Annotated in this window: 14 protein-coding genes; 5 read left to right on the top strand and 9 right to left on the bottom strand. The window is 35.0% G+C overall.

All coding sequences use genetic code 11. The annotated features are described in order from the left end of the window. Positions 1-145 precede the first annotated feature (145 nt). The 3 genes from TERY_RS02775 to TERY_RS02765 form a co-directional block, all read right to left on the bottom strand. Positions 146-1,936, bottom strand: a complete 1,791-nt coding sequence (locus TERY_RS02775; protein WP_011610427.1) for an RNase J family beta-CASP ribonuclease — start codon at positions 1,934-1,936, stop codon at positions 146-148. Positions 1,937-2,186: 250 nt separating this feature from the next. Next, positions 2,187-3,077, bottom strand: coding sequence for a 4-hydroxy-tetrahydrodipicolinate synthase (dapA, locus tag TERY_RS02770; RefSeq protein ID WP_011610426.1), 891 nt, complete (start codon positions 3,075-3,077; stop codon positions 2,187-2,189). 465 nt (positions 3,078-3,542) lie between these two features. Beyond that, positions 3,543-4,580 carry an aspartate-semialdehyde dehydrogenase gene (locus TERY_RS02765; protein WP_011610425.1) on the bottom strand — a complete coding sequence of 346 codons (1,038 nt, stop codon included), beginning with the start codon at positions 4,578-4,580 and terminating at the stop codon, positions 3,543-3,545. 1,679 nt (positions 4,581-6,259) lie between these two features. On the opposite strand from TERY_RS02765, the gene tig reads away from it, so the two are divergent. The 4 genes from tig (at position 6,260) to TERY_RS32185 (ending at position 11,344) form a co-directional block, all read left to right on the top strand. Continuing rightward, positions 6,260-7,717, top strand: a complete 1,458-nt coding sequence (gene tig / locus TERY_RS02760; RefSeq protein WP_011610424.1) for a trigger factor — start codon at positions 6,260-6,262, stop codon at positions 7,715-7,717. Positions 7,718-8,761: 1,044 nt separating this feature from the next. Continuing rightward, positions 8,762-9,454: an ATP-dependent Clp endopeptidase proteolytic subunit ClpP gene (clpP, locus tag TERY_RS02755; protein ID WP_044137142.1), complete on the top strand. Its 693-nt coding sequence runs from the start codon at positions 8,762-8,764 to the stop codon at positions 9,452-9,454. 9 nt (positions 9,455-9,463) lie between these two features. After that, on the top strand, positions 9,464-10,813 hold the full coding sequence (gene clpX / locus TERY_RS02750) for an ATP-dependent protease ATP-binding subunit ClpX (RefSeq protein WP_011610422.1): 1,350 nt from the start codon (positions 9,464-9,466) through the stop codon (positions 10,811-10,813). A 378-nt stretch (positions 10,814-11,191) separates the two neighbouring features. Continuing rightward, positions 11,192-11,344: a hypothetical protein gene (locus TERY_RS32185; RefSeq protein ID WP_155994267.1), complete on the top strand. Its 153-nt coding sequence runs from the start codon at positions 11,192-11,194 to the stop codon at positions 11,342-11,344. A 132-nt stretch (positions 11,345-11,476) separates the two neighbouring features. Here TERY_RS32185 and TERY_RS02745 read toward each other — a convergent pair whose 3' ends face one another. The 3 genes from TERY_RS02745 to trpB all read right to left on the bottom strand — a co-directional run bounded on the left by TERY_RS02745 (position 11,477) and on the right by trpB (position 14,796). Continuing rightward, positions 11,477-11,662, bottom strand: coding sequence for a hypothetical protein (locus TERY_RS02745; protein ID WP_044136326.1), 186 nt, complete (start codon positions 11,660-11,662; stop codon positions 11,477-11,479). A 257-nt stretch (positions 11,663-11,919) separates the two neighbouring features. Further along, the gene (locus TERY_RS02740) at positions 11,920-13,215 is read right to left on the bottom strand and encodes a serine hydrolase domain-containing protein (RefSeq protein WP_011610421.1); all 1,296 of its coding nucleotides are present in this window, start codon (positions 13,213-13,215) and stop codon (positions 11,920-11,922) included. 351 nt (positions 13,216-13,566) lie between these two features. Further along, a complete protein-coding gene (trpB, locus tag TERY_RS02735; protein WP_011610420.1) occupies positions 13,567-14,796 on the bottom strand; it encodes a tryptophan synthase subunit beta in 1,230 nt (409 codons plus the stop codon). 826 nt (positions 14,797-15,622) lie between these two features. On the opposite strand from trpB, the gene TERY_RS02730 reads away from it, so the two are divergent. After that, entirely contained in the window at positions 15,623-16,207 is a 585-nt protein-coding gene (locus tag TERY_RS02730; RefSeq protein ID WP_011610419.1) for a pentapeptide repeat-containing protein, read from the top strand. 393 nt (positions 16,208-16,600) lie between these two features. Here TERY_RS02730 and TERY_RS02725 read toward each other — a convergent pair whose 3' ends face one another. From TERY_RS02725 to TERY_RS02715, 3 genes are all read right to left on the bottom strand, one after another. Continuing rightward, on the bottom strand, positions 16,601-16,828 hold the full coding sequence (locus TERY_RS02725; RefSeq protein WP_011610418.1) for a 4Fe-4S dicluster domain-containing protein: 228 nt from the start codon (positions 16,826-16,828) through the stop codon (positions 16,601-16,603). A gap of 322 nt (positions 16,829-17,150) precedes the next feature. Beyond that, positions 17,151-18,167, bottom strand: a complete 1,017-nt coding sequence (gene hisG / locus TERY_RS02720; protein ID WP_011610417.1) for an ATP phosphoribosyltransferase — start codon at positions 18,165-18,167, stop codon at positions 17,151-17,153. Between the two features lie 554 nt (positions 18,168-18,721). Beyond that, the gene (locus TERY_RS02715) at positions 18,722-20,353 is read right to left on the bottom strand and encodes a histidine--tRNA ligase (RefSeq protein ID WP_370496497.1); all 1,632 of its coding nucleotides are present in this window, start codon (positions 20,351-20,353) and stop codon (positions 18,722-18,724) included. Between the last annotated feature and the right edge of the window lie 6 nt (positions 20,354-20,359).

Below are 20,359 nucleotides of genomic sequence, written 5' to 3'. Positions count from 1 at the left end.
GGGAAGAAATAAGAAAGAGTAAACATAAAAAAAAGGGAAAAAGATTTTTCCCTCTCCATTAGAACTTCCTACTATTATCAAAGTTTTCATCCATCAAAAACCTTACTTTTGACCTTTGAATGGATGAGTTTTGACTTCAAAGCACTCAAGATGCTACCTTAGCAGTAGATCTCCGTCGCCGTCTTCCCACAGGTTTCACTTTAATATCTGTTTCACGTTCTTGACCTTCCGCATCTGGAGTTTGCATCAAGAAAACCAATAAGGGTTGACCTTGAAACTCTCGTCTTAACATTCTCTGAACACTACATTCAAGCTGATCTTGCAACCTAGACCAATCAACTTGAGTATTGTCATGACCATTAGAGTTAACATACTCAGACCAGTAAGAACTCAACTCTTTCTCTAATACCCTAATCACCAGTTCTTGCAACTCTACTTTGTCCACAGAACTCACAACACCACGCAAATGTAACTGAGGTTGACCAATCAATTTACCATTCAAACCAACTGCCAGGGCTATAGTAACAACACCATCCTCTGCTAGTTGTTGGCGTTCCTTGAGAATCTTGTCTTCAACCATACCAGAACGGGAAGAGTCTAGCAATTCAATACCAGAAGATACTTTATCTGCAACATAAATAGAATCTTGAGTCAGTTCCACCACATCTCCATTTTGAATCACAACCATGTTCTCTCGCGGAACTCCCATACCTTGAGCCGTCTGGCTGTGTTTCACCAACATCCTATGCTCTCCATGAAATGGTATAAAAAATTTCGGACGAGTTAGGGCTAACATTAATTTTTGATCTTCCTGACAACCGTGACCAGAAACATGAATGCCTTTGTCTTTTCCATAAACAACATTTGCTCCTAGCATCATTAGTTTATCTATAGTATTGACAACAGCGATCGTATTACCAGGGATAGGATTTGCAGAGAATATCACTGTATCACCTTGGCGAATTTTTATTTGCCTATGTTCACCTTTAGCAATACGAGTAAGTGCTGACATTGGTTCCCCCTGAGAACCCGTAGTCAAAATAAACAATTTTTCATCAGGCACACTTCGGACAGTATGCAAAGGTACAAACAAACTATCTTCACACTTAATGTAACCCAGATTGCGAGCATGAGCAATCACATTCAGCATAGATCGTCCTACTATTGCCACTAACCTACCATGTTTTTTTGCTAGCTCCAAAACTATTTGTAGTCTATGTACACTAGAGGCAAAAGTTGTCAGCATCACACGTCCTGCTGCTTCAGACAATACTCGGTCTAGACTTGGATAAACCGATTTTTCTGAAGGAGTGAAACCTGGTACTTCTGAATTTGTAGAGTCACTAATTAGGCAGTGAACTCCTTTCTCTCCATATTCCGCAAGTTTTTGCAGATCGAACTTTTCTCCATCTACAGGAGTATGGTCAATTTTGAAGTCACCTGTATGGATAACTACTCCCACTGGTGTTGTGATTGCTACAGTAAAGCTATCCGCCATTGAGTGAGTATTACGAATATATTCTATAATGAAATATCTACCCAATTTAACAATGTCACGGGGGCAAACAGTCTTCAACTCTGTACGATTTTGAACTCCTGCCTCCTCTAATTTATGGTAAAGTAGAGCCATCGCCAGTTTTGGTCCATAGATGACTGGAATTTCCATATTTTTCAAATGGAAAGGTATGCCACCAATATGATCTTCGTGACCGTGAGTGACAATCATGCCTTTAATTTTATGACGATTTTCATACAGATAGGTTACATCTGGTAAAACTATATTTACACCGTGCATTCCATCTGTGGGAAAAGCTAATCCCGCATCAAGTATAATAATTTCGTCATCGTACTCGAATATACAAGTATTTTTGCCTATCTCATGCAATCCACCAAGGGGAATAATTTTTAAGGCAGAGGATGATTTTTTTCTAATCATAATTATCCTATTTTTATTTTTCTTTACTTTTTTTGATTTTGAGTAATTATTAATTATACTTTATACCTATTAAAATTTAGGAAAACTAACCTCTTATACACAATATTTTCGTAATAACAATAAGTATTCAGTAATCATTTCTCAAGTTGTTGCTGGAACCATAAACTCAAAAGTCAGAGTTAATTCGATAATACAAATATATCAATAATATAAATATATTAGTTATGGTCATCATCTTTTGTCTATGAAACTATCTGGCTAATAGACCTAATTTATCCATTTCTACCCTTAATTTTTCAGTAATCTCTGCTGGTGGATCGCATAATGGAAGGCGAGTCTTACCTACATTCCATCCCAACATATTCATAGCTTCCTTTATAGGAATGGGATTAGTTGTGGCAAATAGAGTTCTAGATAAATTGAATAGTTCTAAATGAATTTTTGTCGCACGCTGTACTTCACCTGTTTTAAACGCTACTATCATCTCCTGTAGTTTATTTCCTACCAGGTGACTAGCTACACTAACAACCCCATTGCCACCTATAGCCATTAATGGTAGAGTTAGGTAGTCATCTCCAGAATAAATCTTAAACTCTGGTGCCGTCAAGTTTCTAATCTGACTTACTTGGTCTAAGTTGCCACTTGCTTCTTTAATAGCGACAATATTTGGAATTTCCGCCAGTCTAGCTACAGTTTCTGGCTCCATGTTTTTACCTGTACGCCCTGGTATATTATATATTATGATTGGGAAATCTGGCGTGGCTTGAGCGATCGCTTGAAAATGCCGATAAAGTCCTGACTGTGGTGGTTTATTGTAATATGGTACCACCTGTAATGAACCTCCTAAACCCAATTTAGCTGCTTTTTCAGTAGCTGTGATCGCCTCTTTTGTTGAATTTGACCCAGTACCTGCTATAACTTTAGCTTTTCCTCCCACTGCTTTTTGAACTACTTGAAATAACTCATATTCTTCTTCCCATGTCAGACTCGGAGACTCACCTGTTGTTCCACATACCACTAATGAGTCTGTTCCATTTTCTGTCAACCATATTGATAACTTTTCTGTTTCTTCATAGTTAACACTACCGTCTAGATTAAACGGTGTAATCATTGCAGTCAGAACACTACCAAAGTTTACCACACTATTTCCACTCCTTGATCGGCATTATTTAGATTTTTTTTGCTTAGTATTTTTAGTTTTTCGGGTTATTGATGGACTATGGACTAATACGCTTCAGATAAGGCCAAAACTATTATGGTATCAAAACATGAGAGTAGCTCTTCAGGTTACAGAACTGCAAAAAAATATACTAATGAACCGTATTTACGTTATAGACCTAATTTTTTTTTAGATTCATATCACCTTACAGTCTGTACTGCCAAAATTTTTTTCTCTAACCCTAGAGTTAATTCTACTTTAGTAGGTCGTAACTTAAGCTTTTAAGAAAGCTTGGAATTTAAGCTTTAATCAGGACTTGATCATAAGTAACCTTGGGATAATTCTCCTCAAGTTATCACTTTCTTCAGTATACCTATTCCATCTATATAAAAAATCAGAAATTGGCACTCAATTATGACCCCTTTTTGTTTTTTTTAGCATACTGAATTAAAATGTTCCTACTGGTATTCTCAGCCAATTTTTTGCCACCAATAATTCAGCTATTTGTACTGCATTCAAGGCAGCTCCTTTTCTTACCTGGTCTCCACTTAACCATAATTCTAACCCCTCAGCTTGAGAAATATCCTGACGAATTCTCCCCACCAATACATCATCTTTACCACTTGCAACCATAGGCATAGGAAAATAATTTTCTTGCCAATTTTCTACCAGTGTCACTCCTGGTGCTTGACTTAATACTTCCCGTGCTTTAACTACACTAAATGGTTCAGCAAATTCCAAATTAATTGCTTCTGAATGAGCTCTTAATACTGGTACTCGAATACAAGTTGCTGTAATTCTCAGTTCCTTAGAGCCAAATATTTTTCTGGTTTCATCAAGCATTTTCATTTCTTCTTGACAATATCCCTGCTCATTGAGTTGAGAATTATGAGGGAACAAATTAAATGCTAATGGGTAGGGAAAAATATCTGTTGTTGGAGTTTTTCCATCTAAGATTTCTTGGGCCTGAATTTTCATTTCTGCCATAGCCCTTGACCCGGCCCCACTTGCTGATTGATAAGTGGCCACTACTAACCTTTGGACTGGCTGGATTTTGTGCAATGGCCACACTGCTACACTCATTAATATTGTTGTGCAGTTAGGGTTAGCAACTATACCTTTATGTAAAGCCGCTGCTTCTGGGTTAACTTCTGGGACTACAAGAGGTACTTGGGAGTCCATACGAAAAGCACTAGAATTGTCAATAACTACAGCTCCAGCCTCTACTGCTTTCTTTGCCCATACTTTTGATACAGATGCACCTGCTGATGCTAGCACTAAATCTACTTTATTAAATGAATCATTTGTTACAGCTTCTACTTGTAAACTTTGTTCCTTAAATTTTAAGGTCTTACCCGCTGAAAATTCTGAAGCTAAGAGTTTTAATTCTCCTACTGGAAAGTTCCGAGTTTCCAGTAATTCTAGTAATTCCGTACCTACTGCACCAGTTGCTCCTAATATTGCTACTCTGTATGAATCTGACAAATTATTTTCCTCCTTTAGTTTAAATTTTAAACAGTTTTATTTTAATCTAGAGTTTTTAACTAAATATAATAATTTTTTATATAAGATTTTAAAATTATATTTCATATAAGAGTTGATTATGTAATTACAGTTAAAATTCTAGCAAATCTTCTTAAATATTGGGTATTTCCTCAAACTAGCCTACTTTTTTACGCAACTCAAATAAAATTGCTGTCAATCTCAATTTTTTCGACTAATTTTTACCTTAAATTTTCATTTTTTTACTGATATATATTTATCAACTATACTCACTTCTAATAATTATTAGATTATTCTATAATAATTATTTCCACTTTACCCATCATGCTATATTCTTTTTCAGAAGTTTATTTTTAGAGTTGCTTATTGATAATATATATTTCATGTTTTAATCAAGTTCAAATACAAGCAAAATTTTCATCTATGTCTTATGTACTTATTTCTTGCTTTATACCTAAAAAATCAATCTATCTTACCTTACCCCATGAAGTGCATTTTTTTTAATGACACGACATCATATCTAACTTATTAATATTAAGTTTTTAATGGATTGAATAAAATATCTATTAGAGTACTCGATAAATAAGTTTAAAAAAAACTCTGCTGCCTCAGACAGAATTGATTTTAACGATTCTCTTCTCAAGAGCCACAATTTTATTTAGATACAGAAGCAGTTTTTACAATCTTTTAGCTGATCAATCAATAAGTTAATTATATTATAGCAATCTAATCAAACGGTTGTCAAAATCAAACAACTAGAAATAAACTCCAAAACTATTGCCCAGATTACTATTTCCTCTTTACCAAAACATACAATATTTTGAGCTACCTAAGAATAGGGTTTCTATTTAAGGATTTAAGCATATATCAACCTCAACCTATAATTATTATATAAAATCAACAGAATTTATAATCATAATAATATATTATTATGATTTTTTTTAGGGGTATAGTATATCTCTCAACTAATCTAACCAAGAATGCTTACCAGATATTTGAGAAATGAAACAGGTTGTTTGCCATTAATTTCCCGGACTTTTTTAGAGGGCAATACTTCTTTTTAGATGGAAGTTAGTTTTATATAGCAATCCTATCATTGGGTTTTCAAAATTGCTAAAACTAGAAATGAGTTCTGAAACTCTTGCCCATGGTCCAGATTCCTATTCCCTATTCCTGTCAAAATTGCAATATTTGGGACTACATAAAAATAGGATTACTATACACACTTTAAAATGCTATGGACAAAAGGTTATCAGGACTGAACTATTGAAAAAATATCTTGATGAGATTTTGCTACAAAATGTCTATTTTTAGTGACATTTATACCAATTTCATAAACTTAGGCTACATTACTTAATCTTAATAAGATTATTATGATTTCATTCTTGAGCATAATGTGTAGTTATATTTAAGGAAATTGATATTACATATATTATTTATCATACTTGCCATAACTTACACACAACATTTAAACTGACTCTGCTCAACAAAAATAAAGTTAAAAAAGTCCTAAGATTAAAGTTTTAATGACCAATATGGAGGAATAATATAATAATATGCACAAATAAATAAAGGGAAATACTAAACTACCTAAGCAATAGATATTCATATAGCTTAAAAAAAATCATAACCTATAGTACTTACTAAAATTATAAAAGCCGATGAAAGTTACTCAGGAAAAACTACCAGCTAGTCAAATAAGTCTAGAAATTGAGATTTCACCAGAAATGTCCAAAAATGCTTATGAGCAGATAATTAAGAAATATATCCGTTCGGCCAATATTCCTGGTTTCAGAAAAGGTAAAGTACCTAGAAACATTTTGATCCAAAGACTAGGAAAAAATTATATTAAGGCCATGGCCTTAGATGACTTAATCAATAATTGCTTAGAAAAAGCAAGGGAACAAGAAAGCATCAAAGCAATAGGCCAATTTGAACTAAAAACCGAGTTTGAAGAGTTAGTAAAAGATTTTGAACCAGGAAAAGAAATGGCTTTCTCGGCCAAGGTAGATGTAGAGCCAGAGGCCAAGGTTGAGGATTATAAGGGATTCTTGGTTCAGGCGGAAGAAGCTAAGTATGACTCAGCCCTTGTGGATGAATTTCTTGAAGAACGTCGCTCTCGAATGGGAACATTAATTCCTATAGAAGGAAGAGCTGCTGAGATGGGAGATGTGGCCATAGTGGATTTTGTAGGTATAATTCCATCAGAGACGGAAGGAGAAGAAGCACAAGAAGTGCCGGGGGGTAAGGCTCAAGATTTCCAAATGGATTTAAAAGAAGGACAATTTATTCCTGGCTTTATTGAGGGAATAGTGGGGATGAAGTTACAGGAAACAAAGGAAATTTCTGCACAGTTTCCTTCGGAATATAGTGAGGCAAATTTAGCCGGTAAGCCAGTGGTATTTACTGTGACTCTTAAAGAACTCAAAGAAAAGGAATTACCAGAATTAGATGATGATTTAGCTCAAGAGATTAGTGAGTTTGAAACAATAGACAAATTACGAGAGTTTTTGGAGCAAAAATTTACTAAAGAAAAAGAGGAAAAAACAAAACAAAATAAGGAAAAGGCTATTATAGACGAGCTGGTGACTCATCTAGAAGTAGAAATTCCAGAAACTTTAATTAAAAATGAAGTTCAGCAAATGTTAGCCCAAAGTGCGATGGATTTGAGTCAGTATGGAATAGATGTTAAAGAATTCTTCAGCAGTGAGAAATTGCCGGAAATGCAAGAGCGTACACGACCTGAAGCAATTGAGCGATTAAAAAGGGATTTGGTCATAGCTACAGTGGCAAAAAGAGAGTCTATTACCGTGGACGAAGAAGAAATAAAAGCAGAGTCACAGAAAGTAGTGAAGCAGCTCAAAGAAAAAGATTTTGATTCAGATAGGTTAAGACAAGTAGTTACTCAAGAATTGTTGAAAGAAAAAACTATCAAATGGCTAGAAGCAAATGGCACTGTGGAATTAGTCCCTGAAGGAACTTTGCATACAGAATCACAAACACCTCAAACTACAGAAATCTTAGAAACAGAGGTAGAGTCAGAAATACCTCAAGCTAGTGAAACTATTGTAGAAGTAAAGGCAGAGGAAGTAGCTACTGTAGAAAATTCTCAGGAATAGGAGGCAGAAGATTGACTGATATACCCACGGTTATTCCCGCCGCGGGGTTAGATATAATGGGAGTGAAATCCCTGTGGGGGTTGATGTTTCAGATATGCTACTGCAATTAGAGTCACGACAGGGAAACTTGATCCATTTTCAAACCATTATCTGCTAGATTCGTTTAATCTATTTGACTCCTAACGGCCCCCGCCAGTAGTTAATTAAGTCTTATTATAACAGATGTATGTAAAAAGAAACAACTAAAAAGTAGCCATCTTACGGGAGAGGTTTTAAACACAATTTTTAGGTAATTATTTAGCATCAAACAGAAAAAAGCCAAAAAGTAAACTATACTTGGGATAGTGAGTAGCTTGTTAGACAAGATAACACTCCTGTAAGGCCAAGAAACAAAATTTATTTTGGGAGCCAAGGTTAGTTAACTATTGTTGATTTACTAATGTTTATTCACATAAGCTTGTATATCAGGGATATAGTTATACTTATGTTATACTTATTAAGTAATATAGATTATGGTAAAATTTGATAAGTAGATTTTGGTATCAAACCTGGCCACTGCTTAACCGAATTCCTGATCAGGTACCTAAGCCCATAATCAAGTAATTGAAACTTCTGTGAGGGTCGATAAGCAAGGCAATGCTAGTTCTGAAAAGCTTCTACAAGTTCTCTTGTAGACATTAGGGGAAACCTCTGAGCCCGGTTAATCCTTCTGTGCATTGTTAACAATTGTTGGTACTTAATAGTATCGGCCGTAGGTTAAGCGATATTAAATAATGGAGGTCTGAGTGACCACTGTGCGGATTAAAGTCAGCAAATGGTCCTTAAAATCTTAGCGATGGGGTTTAGTACTCTAAGCAAAACAATGTATCCAACAGTTATCGCTTTAACTGTTAATGACATGAAGATTTAAAGTTGATGGCTTGAGCACTAGCTTTGAGCAAGATAAGTGTTGGATTACTAAAATTAGTAAAAATACGGCATAATGATATTTAGCTCGAAATATACTGAGCCAAAAATTAAAATTGATAAATAAACCAGTTTATGATGGTTCTATCTCAATATTCTGATAATTTAGTTAATAGTAGTTATAGCAAGTCACAAGTTTATTCCGGCCCTAGTAATATTGTGCCAATGGTTGTGGAACAGTCAGGCATGGGAGAGAGGGCTTTTGACTTATACTCACGACTACTTCGGGAAAGAATAATTTTTCTGGGAACTCAAGTAGATGAGAATTTGGCAAATACCATCACAGCCCAAATGTTATTCTTGGATGCTGAAGACCCAGAAAAAGATATCCAACTATATATAAACTCTCCTGGAGGCTCAGTGACTGCAGGAATGGCTATATACGATACGATGCAACAGGTACGACCTGATGTAGTTACAATTTGCTATGGTTTAGCAGCAAGTATGGGGGCTTTTCTTCTATCTGGTGGAGCAAAAGGTAAGAGAATGTCTCTTCCTAGTTCTAGAATTATGATTCACCAGCCTCTAGGTGGTGCTCAGGGTCAAGCTGTAGATATTGAGATTCAAGCTAAGGAAATCCTTTATCATAAGCGTAAGCTAAATGAATTATTAGCAGAACATACAGGTCAACCTCTAGAAAAAATAGAGGTTGATACAGAGCGTGACTTTTTTATGTCCGCAGAAGAGGCTAAAAACTATGGCCTGATTGATCAAGTGATTACTAGACAGAATCTTCCTGTACCAGGAGAGTCTGTCCCTGCAATGCAATAAGAGGCAGTTATGTCTAAATACGACTCCCATCTAAAATGTTCATTCTGTGGCAAGTCTCAAGAGCAGGTTAGGAAATTGATAGCTGGACCTGGAGTTTATATATGTGATGAATGTGTAGAGTTGTGCAATGAGATTTTGGATGAGGAGCTTTTTGACTCCAATGCTACAGGAGCACAACCACCAATACCACGTCCAGCACCAGCACCCCAAAAACGAGGGACTGGTACTAAGAGATTATCTATTAGTCAAATACCTAAGCCTAGGGAAATAAAGAATTATCTGGATGCTCATGTTATTGGTCAGGAGGAAGGTAAGAAGGTTTTATCAGTGGCAGTTTATAACCACTATAAACGTCTGAGTTTTCTAGAGGCCAAAAAAAGTGGTAAGTCCTCTCAAGATGAGGTGGAATTACAAAAGTCTAATATTTTGTTGATTGGGCCCACAGGTTGTGGAAAAACGTTGTTGGCTCAAACTTTGGCGGATTTATTGGATGTGCCTTTTGCCGTGGCAGATGCGACGACTTTAACTGAAGCTGGATATGTTGGGGAGGACGTGGAGAATATTTTGCTACGACTTTTACAAGTAGCAGATTTAGAAGTGGATGAAGCACAACGGGGAATTATATATATTGATGAGATTGATAAAATAGCTCGTAAGAGTGAGAACCCTTCTATAACAAGAGATGTTTCTGGGGAGGGTGTGCAGCAAGCCTTATTAAAGATGTTGGAGGGAACTGTTGCTAATGTTCCTCCACAAGGTGGTCGGAAACATCCCTATCAAGATTGTATTCAGATCGATACGAGTAATATTTTATTTATCTGTGGTGGTGCTTTTGTTGGTTTAGAAAAGATAGTAGATCAAAGAATTGGTAAAAAGTCAATGGGCTTTATTCACCAGAGTGGGGACAGTTATCAGGTTAAGGAGAAAAAAGTTGTAGATTTAATGAAGCAAATGGAACCAAATGATTTGGTGAAGTTTGGTTTGATCCCAGAATTGATTGGGCGAATACCTATGGTGGCTGTCGTTGAACCTCTCGATGAGGAGACTCTGATGGCAATTTTGACGAAACCTCAGAATGCTCTGGTGAAGCAGTATCAAAAGCTGTTACGGATGGATAATGTGAAGTTGGAGTTTGAGGAGGATGCTGTACGGGCGATCGCGAAGGAAGCATTTAGGAGAAAGACTGGGGCGCGAGCTTTGCGGGGTATTGTTGAGGAGTTGATGTTGGATGTGATGTATGAGCTACCATCACGGAAGGATGTGAGTCGTTGCACTATTACTAAGGAAATGGTGGAAAAGCGATCAACTGCAGAGTTGTTATTGCATCCTTCGTCTTTGCCTAAACCGGAGTCAGCTTAATTTATGTATTGCTTCTCGTAAGCACTTAAATAAAAAACTTCATTTGGCTACTAGGCCGACACAGCTAAAATAGTGGATTAGCTTTTTTCTGATAATTCTTGTTATGGCAAGACTTGACTATTTTTTAATAATATTAAGTCTAATTAGTTAGCCATAATAAGAATATTTTTCTATTTTAAATTACTCCCAATTTCCTATAGTTGTTATTTAAAGATATACCATAGTGATTCTGAATTTCAATTTTGTCAGTGCACTATAAATTTTGCTAAAATTTCAGTGGAGGTTTAGAGAGTAAACCCCTACAATAAATTATCCCTCCAAAAAACTTCCTTACCGTCTGCACGTCTTTATCCTTAAGGTCTGTCTGCCAGAAAAAAAATGGGTTTATCTGGCATTATGGCAATTGTAGAGGGGCTCATCATCCTAGAGATGAACATCTCAGAGGTATTCATATCTGTGGGTAAAAGAAGTGGAAGGGTAAAAGTGGCTACCATCGACGCTCCTGATCCGAAACTACTATGTTTAGGCTAAAAGTAACATTTGGAGGTAATTTGCGGCGAGGAAAATTTGATGCTTAGGGAGTAGAGTTATTCATGCAATGTGCCATGTTGAAAGGTATGATTCAAACAGGTAAACTCAAAAGTTACATGGGTTTAGTTCTAGTTAACTTCCACAAGGGGGGTTTGCTGCGATCGCAACTTTACTTTTATACAACAAAGCCTTTTCAGATCCTAGAGAATTTATCAGCAAAAGGTATTTTATAAGTTTATTTTTATATGTTTCATTAGCTTTTACCACCTCATCAAATTTTTCTTTTTCTGCTAATAAAGCTTTCTCTACTTCTAACACTGATTTCTATTGATTAATTGTTAATTGCTTCCTATAGAGATTCAACTGCTTTTTAACATCATCTAACGCCCATGATATGAGGCAGAACAAAAACTCAGAATATAATAATTTTGAACTAAATTAGGACAATTCTAAGCATTAGTTTATGGAAAAATAAAAAGTTGTTTTCCTTGTGGAATTCTGCGTAAATAGATAAGGGGTATCGATAGTAGCCACTTTCATGCTTCTTTTTCTTTCGCCCTACTTGACTAATACGCCTAAGGTTCTACATCTTGACAATTATTACAAAGCGAATTGTAAATAAGAGATTCAAATTTATTTATCAAGTTAGTTTGCAATAGAAATGGAGCAAATGGAATTTGTGTCATTAATATACCAATCAACTCTTTTTTTGGATCAACAAAATAATAAGTACTGTAGGCACCGAACCATTTGAAGGCACCTATTGAAGCTACTGTTTCACTAGGTGCTGACTTAACGGCCATACCATTAGTGAAACGATAGCTAGCCCCACCTAATAATTGTTGAAAAAATGGGTTAATTTCTAAATCTTCGGGTTTAATTGAAAGAAATTCTTCTACTGTTTTTGCGTCAGCCACCTGAATTACTGTTTGACCATCTTTGCTAATTAACTGGCCTTGTGAGAGAAGCATTTGGAGAAAACGAGAATAGTCGTTAATAGTAGAATATAAACCTCCTCCTCCAGAGAAATAGGTCTGTTTAAAAACGTCAGCATTGTTAACAAGAGGTTTCAAATTATTATTCTTAGGAGTATATACAGTGGTGAGACGGTCTAATTTTTCTTCACGGACAAAAAAAGAAGTATCCTTCATCTCTAGTGGTTGAAAAATTCTAGCTTCAAAAAACTCAGCTAGTGTCTGCTCTGATACTACTTCTATTAAATAGCCTAATAAATCCGAGTTTAAGTTACTGTAGAGAAAAGCACTTCCTGGTTCAAATTGCAAGGGAATATTTACAAGTTTCTCCATTGCTTCACCAATTGTTGCAGAGTTACCAGAGATGCTATTGGAAATTCCTGCTTTTAATCCAGAAGTGTGGTTTAGTAAATGCTGAATAGTAATTTGGTTTTTAGCAGTAACTGTAGTGAAATCACTTGCTTCTCCAGATTTTCCAGGAATCAACACTTTCAGACTCCCATAACTCTCAATGTATTTAGAGACCGGATCATTAAAATCAATCAAGTTATCTTGTTTTAAAAGATAAGCTGCAAAACCAGTTATAATCTTGGTCATAGAAGCAATCCGAAAGATATCATTCACTTGTATTAACTCTTCGGTTTCTAAGTTTCTGAAGCCTACTGTTTTACGATAACCTACTTTACCATTTCTGATTACTGTGAGTACTCCTCCAGCAATTTGCCTGGTATTTACAAGTAGCTCCAGTTCTTCTGTAATTGCTTCTAGTTTAGATGAAGAAAGTCCAATTTCTTCGGGAGTTTTAGCTACAGGCAAAGCTTTGGCAAAAGGAATTAAGCTAAGATAAACAAATGCAAAGATTATAGTCTTTAGTAAAGGCTTTTGAGTTAATATCATAAAATTTTCTGATGGAGTAGCTCACTAATTAGTTGATGGGAATATGGCTAAATGCAATTATATATCTTCAAAGTAATATCTATCCGAAAAATAACTAATTATAGTATTGAAAATTAAATATGACAGTACTCTATACATAGCATGCTTGGGTAAGTCTTGATTATGTTTTACTCATACGGCGCTTTCCGTTGTTATAAGATACAGCTACGGGGACAAGATGCGGGCAGTAGATAATTTTTACTATTTACTTTGTACATCATTGGCCTGAAATCTGCTGTAAATGCATAAGTGCCTTTAATCTGAAATTTCTGTTATGGGTAGAGGTTTGGTGTCCAAACCTCTAAGAATTAATTACCCCTCCAAAAACTTCCCTACTGTCTGCACGTCTTTATCCCCACGGCCGGAGCAATTAAAGACAATGCGGGGACTACCACTTAACTGTGGGCAAAGAGTTTCTAGATAAGCGATCGCATGAGCAGTCTCTAAAGCTGGAATAATACCCTCTAACTGAGACAAACGTTGAAAAGCTGCCACCGCCTCATTATCGGTCACACTATAATATTCGACTCTACCACTATCCTTTAAAAAGCTATGCTCAGGTCCTACTCCAGGATAATCTAAACCAGCGCTAATAGAGTGGGGTTCTATTATCTGACCTTCCTCATCCTGCAACAAATAACTCATTGCCCCATGCAACACACCTACTCGACCAAGAGTCAGAGTCGCAGCATGCTTATTCGTATCAACTCCCTTACCAGCAGCTTCCACACCGATCATCCGCACCGACGGATCATTAATAAACTCATGGAATAATCCCATGGCATTAGACCCCCCGCCAACACAAGCCATCAAAATGTCAGGCAAACCATTCCATTTTTCCAAACATTGAGCGCGGGTTTCGACCCCAATGACAGCATGAAAATCACGCACCATCATTGGGTAAGGATGGGGCCCAGCAACGGAGCCTAGAATATAATGGGTTGTCTCCACATTAGTCACCCAGTCGCGAATAGCTTCCGAAGTTGCATCTTTGAGGGTACCGGTGCCAGCTTCTACTGGTCGCACCTCCGCCCCCATCAGTCGCATTCTGAATACATTTAGAGCTTGACGTTCCATGTCGTGAATGCCCATGTAAATGACACACTTCAAGCCAAACCGAGCGCAAACTGTAGCGGTGGCCACACCATGTTGACCTGCACCTGTTTCAGCAATAATGCGTTGTTTGCCCATTCTCTGGGCTAATAAGGCTTGGCCTAGAGCATTGTTGATTTTGTGGGCTCCTGTATGGTTAAGGTCTTCCCTTTTCAGGTAAATTTGTGGCCCTGTACCATCAGGTTTGGTGTAATGAGCTGTCAAACGTTCGGCGAAGTAAAGAGGGCTAGGGCGACCTACATAGTCTCGTAATAGTTGTTGAAGTTCTTGTTTAAAAGTAGGGTCTTGACTGTATTTTTTACAGGCTGTCTCTAGCTGCAATAGGGCAGGCATTAATGTTTCTGGGACATATTTACCGCCAAACTTGCCAAATCTGCCTAGAGAATCTGGTTGTTGAGTGGAAGTTGGATTTAGAGGTGTAATAGTCACGAATTATTTCTCAATAATAGAAAATTTTGAATTTTAATACTCTCACCATTAAACATTAAATAAGATTAATTATCATGGGAGATTCTTGTTTAAGAGATTATTAACTAGATAAGGAATTAAACAAGTTGAGTTGTACTTCTACTATACCACCTCCACAAGTTTTTTATTTAACAGTTTGCTCTACTGTTATTAAAGTTCTATTTTTAATCACTTTTGTAGTGCCTACATTATGATTGTTCCACATAACTATAATTGCTGCAATATAATGTTTTTTCCTAAGGCATATTTCGCAAATAGCAATTTTTTTCTGTCTTTTAATACACAATATATATCTCCAAAAATACATACTTAGGAAAATGATAATAAGGCTTTAATAAGCTTAATAATAAGATTTATAATGGATAGTATTGAGATATATGATTATGATTCACTTGCTTATAATACTATTCCCATTTATTATCAAAATAAGATAATTTTTTACTTATAATTGTTGGCAAAATTTGCCTTAATACTTATCTTGTTTTCAATAAAAATTTAGTTATATTTAATTAATAAACTGACCAATTATAGAATTTATAGTTATTTTCTAAAAATACTTTTAGACCATGAAAATATGGTTCAATTATAGTGTTTTGTTATATTGATATTTATCAATTTATTTAAGATATCTTAATTTTTATAAAAAAATATTATAAAAGTTAGGTTAACTTTTCACAACGTTCCACAATGGTTAATATAAGTCTTTTGTTTTTAAAGTTTGAAATAAGAGAAGTCTATTTCAAATATTAAGGTAAAAACTTGAATAAAATATTAAGAGAAAAAAATTATGGAAGTTGAACGGTTGTTAGAACGTTATGCTGCCGGAGAACGAAATTTTCGAGATACTGATTTATTTCGAGCTAACCTTAATAATGTTAGTTTAGCTGGTGTAAATTTGTTTCGTGCTAACTTGTTCCGAGCTAATCTATTTAGAGCGAATTTGATTGGTATTAATCTGTATAATTCTACTTTGATAGGTGCTAATTTATATGGTGCAAATTTGAGTGGTGCAAATTTGAGTGGTGCTAACCTAACTCGTGCAAATTTAACTGGTGCAGATTTAAGTGGGGCTGACTTAAGTGCTGCAGATTTGAGTGGGGCAATTTTAAGTTATGCTCATCTCAGTTATGCTGACATGAGTCGTACTAATTTACATAAAGCAACTTTAATTGGTACTAATTTGAGTGGTGCCAATTTAAGTGGTGCTGACCTCAGAGATATAAAGATAACTAAAGTGAATGTGACTGAGACAAAATTTGCTCTTGCTATCGGTTTGTCCAAGGATATGAAGCTAGAGCTGCACCAGCAAGGAGCTAGAGTTGAGGATATGCCAAAAGAACTCTATGCCAGTAAATTGTTAAGTCGAATTTAAAGTCAATACGGTTCAGTTAAGAATTTGTTTATAGATTTTTTTAGGGTGGGTTAGAAAGCAAAAATTATTCGTTTTACTTTCTATTCCCCATTCCCTAGAGTTTTCCAAAGTGGGTATTCAAAGATAAATGATATTAAGTACAAAAAAAGAAATTGGGTCTATTGCCCTAATTATTATTTTTTGCTTTCAGGAAATATAGCTCAGATAATTAAACTAATCTATTTACTAGGTAGAGATTTGGAGATTAAATTTCTACAAATTTCAATTATGTATAAATGTCAAATTTTACATATAATTTATTATAGGATAATGGTTGTTATAATATCAAATAGCGATCGCAAACTAGCACTAAGTTTATCCCTATTTTTTAATTAAATTCTTCCCATCTAAGAGCTACTCTGGAGTCTGCTGTAATTCAGGTCTTTCCTCAGCAAGTACTGCTTTTTCTACAGGACAAACTTCCAAACAAATTCCGCAGTCAATACAGGAATCAAAATCAACCCAATACCAATCAGTTCCCTTATTATTTTTACCTGGCCCTGAATGGATACAAGCAACTGGACAGGCATTAGCACAGTCAGCAACACCTTCGCAAATATTAGTAACAATTGTATGTGGCATTTTAGTTTATTTAAAAGTTTAAACTTATTAATTCAAAAATTATATTATACCAAAGGATGAAAAAAATAATACTATACTTAAACAAGGCTTTAATTATTAAGAATTAACATGGGGTAAATAACCTTTATGATTATTATTAGTCAGAGTGGGTATTAATTATTCTTATTTTGTTTGTGTGAAAATTATATGCAACGCTACTACCTCATCTGCCATATCCTCAGCTAAATAAAATGTAGAATTTTTTTATAAATGGTATGAAAGATAGGCTAGATCAAGTAAATATTTTTCCTTAAAAAGAGCTCATTTATCCAGGGATAAAAGATTATTTTAGCTTTGACAAAAATGACTCATAAATTTGAGACTGGGAACCAAAAACATAACTAGGAGAAGAAACTGTCATATCTGTACCACCTACATTTCTCAGATGGTTAATTGCTGGCAATAACATACTTTGTTTAACTACAATTGTCACAGCATACAAGCTATTTTTTTCCCTAGAATATACTTTAGCAATAGTTGGTCCTTGTAGACCAGCAATACCAGTTAATTGACTTTTATACATGAGGCGATCGCCTATTTCATCTAGTGATTTTCCATCTACATTTGCTGTTATTGAAACATACTTTTTCGACTCCATTTGTGCCTCGAGCAACTCTAAAAATACTTGAGTTGTTTCTAATTTAATTTTATTTTCTTGTAACAAGCGTTTATTACCAATTAAACAAGCTTGAGATTCTATAAGTGTACCTCCTTCAATTTGTTTTAAACGATTTTCTCTGAGAGTTGTACCAGTGCTAGTTATATCAGCAATCATATCAGCATATCCCATACTTGGTGCGGCTTCCATTGCACCTTGAACTGCCACTAAAGAAAAATGTACAATTAACTTTTCATAGAGCCATTTTTGAGTTAGATGATGATATTTAGTCGCAATTCTCAAATTTTTTCCTTTATCTCTAAATAAGAGAGTTAACTCTGCTAAATCTTCTATAGAAGAAACATCAACCCAACTTTCAGGAACAGCTAAGACTAATTTACATTTACCATAACCCAACTTATCCCAAATTACTATTACATCATCATGTGATTGACCTTCTTCACAAACCACATCATAACCTGTAATTCCTAAATCTACACTTCCTTCTTCTACCTTTGTAAAAATATCTGCTGCTCTTTGAAATAAAACTTTTACTTGTGGTAAAGCAGGAATTGAACCAAAATATTGTCTTTCATTGGGTCTAGATACACCCAAACCACAGGCTGACAATAAGTTCATTGTTCCCTTTGCCAAAGCACCTTTACTTGGTAAGGCTATTCTTAAAGTTTGATCTTTTGTCATTTCAGTTATTAGTTATTAGTATTACCTGCTAAATTATAAGTATTCAAATACTGAATTTAATATTTTTCTCATCCCTTGAAAGGGGGTAAATTGAAATCTAATTTTTTGGTGGTTTTGCTTAAGGATATTTACTAATAATTCAGCTATCGGCTTTTTCATGAATCCAGCAATTATTAGTTTAATTTCTACTACTTTTTTAACCAGAAATTCGTGTTTTGAATATCTAATTAATGAAGGTAGTAAGCGAGTAACAGATAAGATTTAAACTCACTATATGAACCAATATAAATTTGAATCAAATGAAATAGTTTTGCATCATTATATTTTTTTTTTGAATCTAGTTTATTAACCCAAAAATTGTTATCAAGCTGATAGCTGAATGCTGATACAATCTATCAAAAACAATCTACATTTTATTGATAATAGTTAGGATTTTACGTATAATTTTCATCTAATAATAATTAACGTACTACTAGCTCATTATTCTCAAAAGAGTTATTGAGCAGATGTTGATTACTTAATAATTGAAGTATTACCTAAGTATAGCATTAATTTTAACAATTGGTATTATCTTTAATATTTCTAACTTGATGTACTACTTCATGCAACTCTAATTTTTTTTGTTCTCCTGAATCTAGATTTTGCAAAAGCACCTTACCACCTTTTTTTTCGGTAGAGTTTACAATAATTAAAAATGAAATTTTCTGCTGATTTCCATACTCAATATTACTCTGAATATCTCTTCCAATAACATCAGTTTCTATTCGCAAGCCTAGGCTTCTTAATTTTTCAGCAACTCTCACAGAATCACTATAATCTTCTCTAGTCAAACCAACTACTAGAGCTTCAACAAATTGATAATTATTGAAACTCAAATGAGCTTTTTCTGTTAATTCTTTTCTGAGTTCTTCCATGAGATAGGAAAAACCAGTGGCAGGAGTTTCCTGTTTACCTCCTAAACTGACAACCAAATCATCATATCTACCTCCACCACATAATTTTCTTTCTACTCCTAACTTGCTGTCATAAATCTCAAAAACCATACCTGTATAATATTGAAGACCCCGACTAATTCCCAGGTCAAGACTAATACGATTTTTGTCAATATTAAAAGCTTCTAAACTTTTCAAAATATCTTGTAATTCTGCTAAACCATAATCATCAATACCATAAGCCGAAAGTAGTTTTTTTATTTCTTTGAATATGGCTTGAGGCTCTCCTTTGAGTTGACTCAATTCTGTCATAAACTCTAATGCTTGATTTAGCTCTTTAGTTTGATCTTGATGTTTAATTTTAATTAACAAACGGTCAACTATTTCTTCTGGTGTACGAGTACTTGTAAGTTCTATATTCATACTTTCCAGCAACTTAAAAATTGCTGTTCTTGCCTCATTTTCTTCTAAATTTTGTAGGATATCTGTGATTTTTTTTGTTGTCGTATTTGTATCTAGTTGTTCTGCCAAAAAATTATTTTTTTTAAAAGCAGGATAGATTTCAGAAAGTCGACTTTCTACTATCTCTTTACCTTCTATTCTTAGAGTTTCCATCTGAGTAAGTAGAAAACTACGAAGACGAGTGTCTAGCTGAAGATGGTCAAGAAAATTATTGAGGACTCCAACGTGGCCGATAAATGTTTGATATTCAGTTAAACCTAGACGATCTAAACCTTGACAGGCCATAGAAATAATTTCCCCATCAGCGATCGCTCCTGTGGCACCTATTAACTCTATTCCCATTTGAGTAAACTGTCCATATTTTTCTTTCTGGGGCTGTTCATAACGAAATACTGGCCCCATATAATAAAGTCGCACTGGCAGGGGTAGTTCTTGTAAATTGTCTAAATAAGCACGGACCACTGAAGCTGTAAATTCTGGTCTTAGACAGAGGCGACGGTTGCGGTAAATGAAGTCGTAGAGACGAGAAATAATATCCTCACCAGATTTTTTTAGATAGAGTTCGGTATATTCTATGAGTGGTACATCTATGGGTCGATATCCATAGGACTCAAAATTGCTACTCAGTATACTTTTGATTTGTTGATCTATCTGGTAGGTACTTGGGAGAATGTCGTTAACTCCTGTGACTCTTTCTACTTTGATAGTTTGCATAAAATATTTTTTAATTTTTAGCTTTGGTAAGCGATCGCTATCCAAATAAACTAATAGCTGATTTTTGTCTATATTCAAAAAAAA

It is taken from the genome of Trichodesmium erythraeum IMS101, from assembly GCF_000014265.1.
GTDB lineage: Bacteria > Cyanobacteriota > Cyanobacteriia > Cyanobacteriales > Microcoleaceae > Trichodesmium > Trichodesmium erythraeum.
The sequence above is the reverse complement of the archived record's forward strand: the minus strand, read 5'-3'. Positions and strand labels throughout refer to the sequence as shown.

Excerpts from the sequence above, each read along its gene's own strand:
- TERY_RS02775 (WP_011610427.1), bottom strand. The coding sequence starts at position 1,936 with ATGATTAGAAAAAAATCATCCTCTGCCTTAAAAATTATTCCCCTTGGT.
- tig (WP_011610424.1), top strand. The coding sequence starts at position 6,260 with ATGAAAGTTACTCAGGAAAAACTACCAGCTAGTCAAATAAGTCTAGAA.
- clpP (WP_044137142.1), top strand. The coding sequence starts at position 8,762 with ATGGTTCTATCTCAATATTCTGATAATTTAGTTAATAGTAGTTATAGC.
- clpX (WP_011610422.1), top strand. The coding sequence starts at position 9,464 with ATGTCTAAATACGACTCCCATCTAAAATGTTCATTCTGTGGCAAGTCT.
- TERY_RS32185 (WP_155994267.1), top strand. The coding sequence starts at position 11,192 with ATGGGTTTATCTGGCATTATGGCAATTGTAGAGGGGCTCATCATCCTA.
- TERY_RS02740 (WP_011610421.1), bottom strand. The coding sequence starts at position 13,215 with ATGATATTAACTCAAAAGCCTTTACTAAAGACTATAATCTTTGCATTT.
- TERY_RS02730 (WP_011610419.1), top strand. The coding sequence starts at position 15,623 with ATGGAAGTTGAACGGTTGTTAGAACGTTATGCTGCCGGAGAACGAAAT.
- TERY_RS02725 (WP_011610418.1), bottom strand. The coding sequence starts at position 16,828 with ATGCCACATACAATTGTTACTAATATTTGCGAAGGTGTTGCTGACTGT.
- hisG (WP_011610417.1), bottom strand. The coding sequence starts at position 18,167 with ATGACAAAAGATCAAACTTTAAGAATAGCCTTACCAAGTAAAGGTGCT.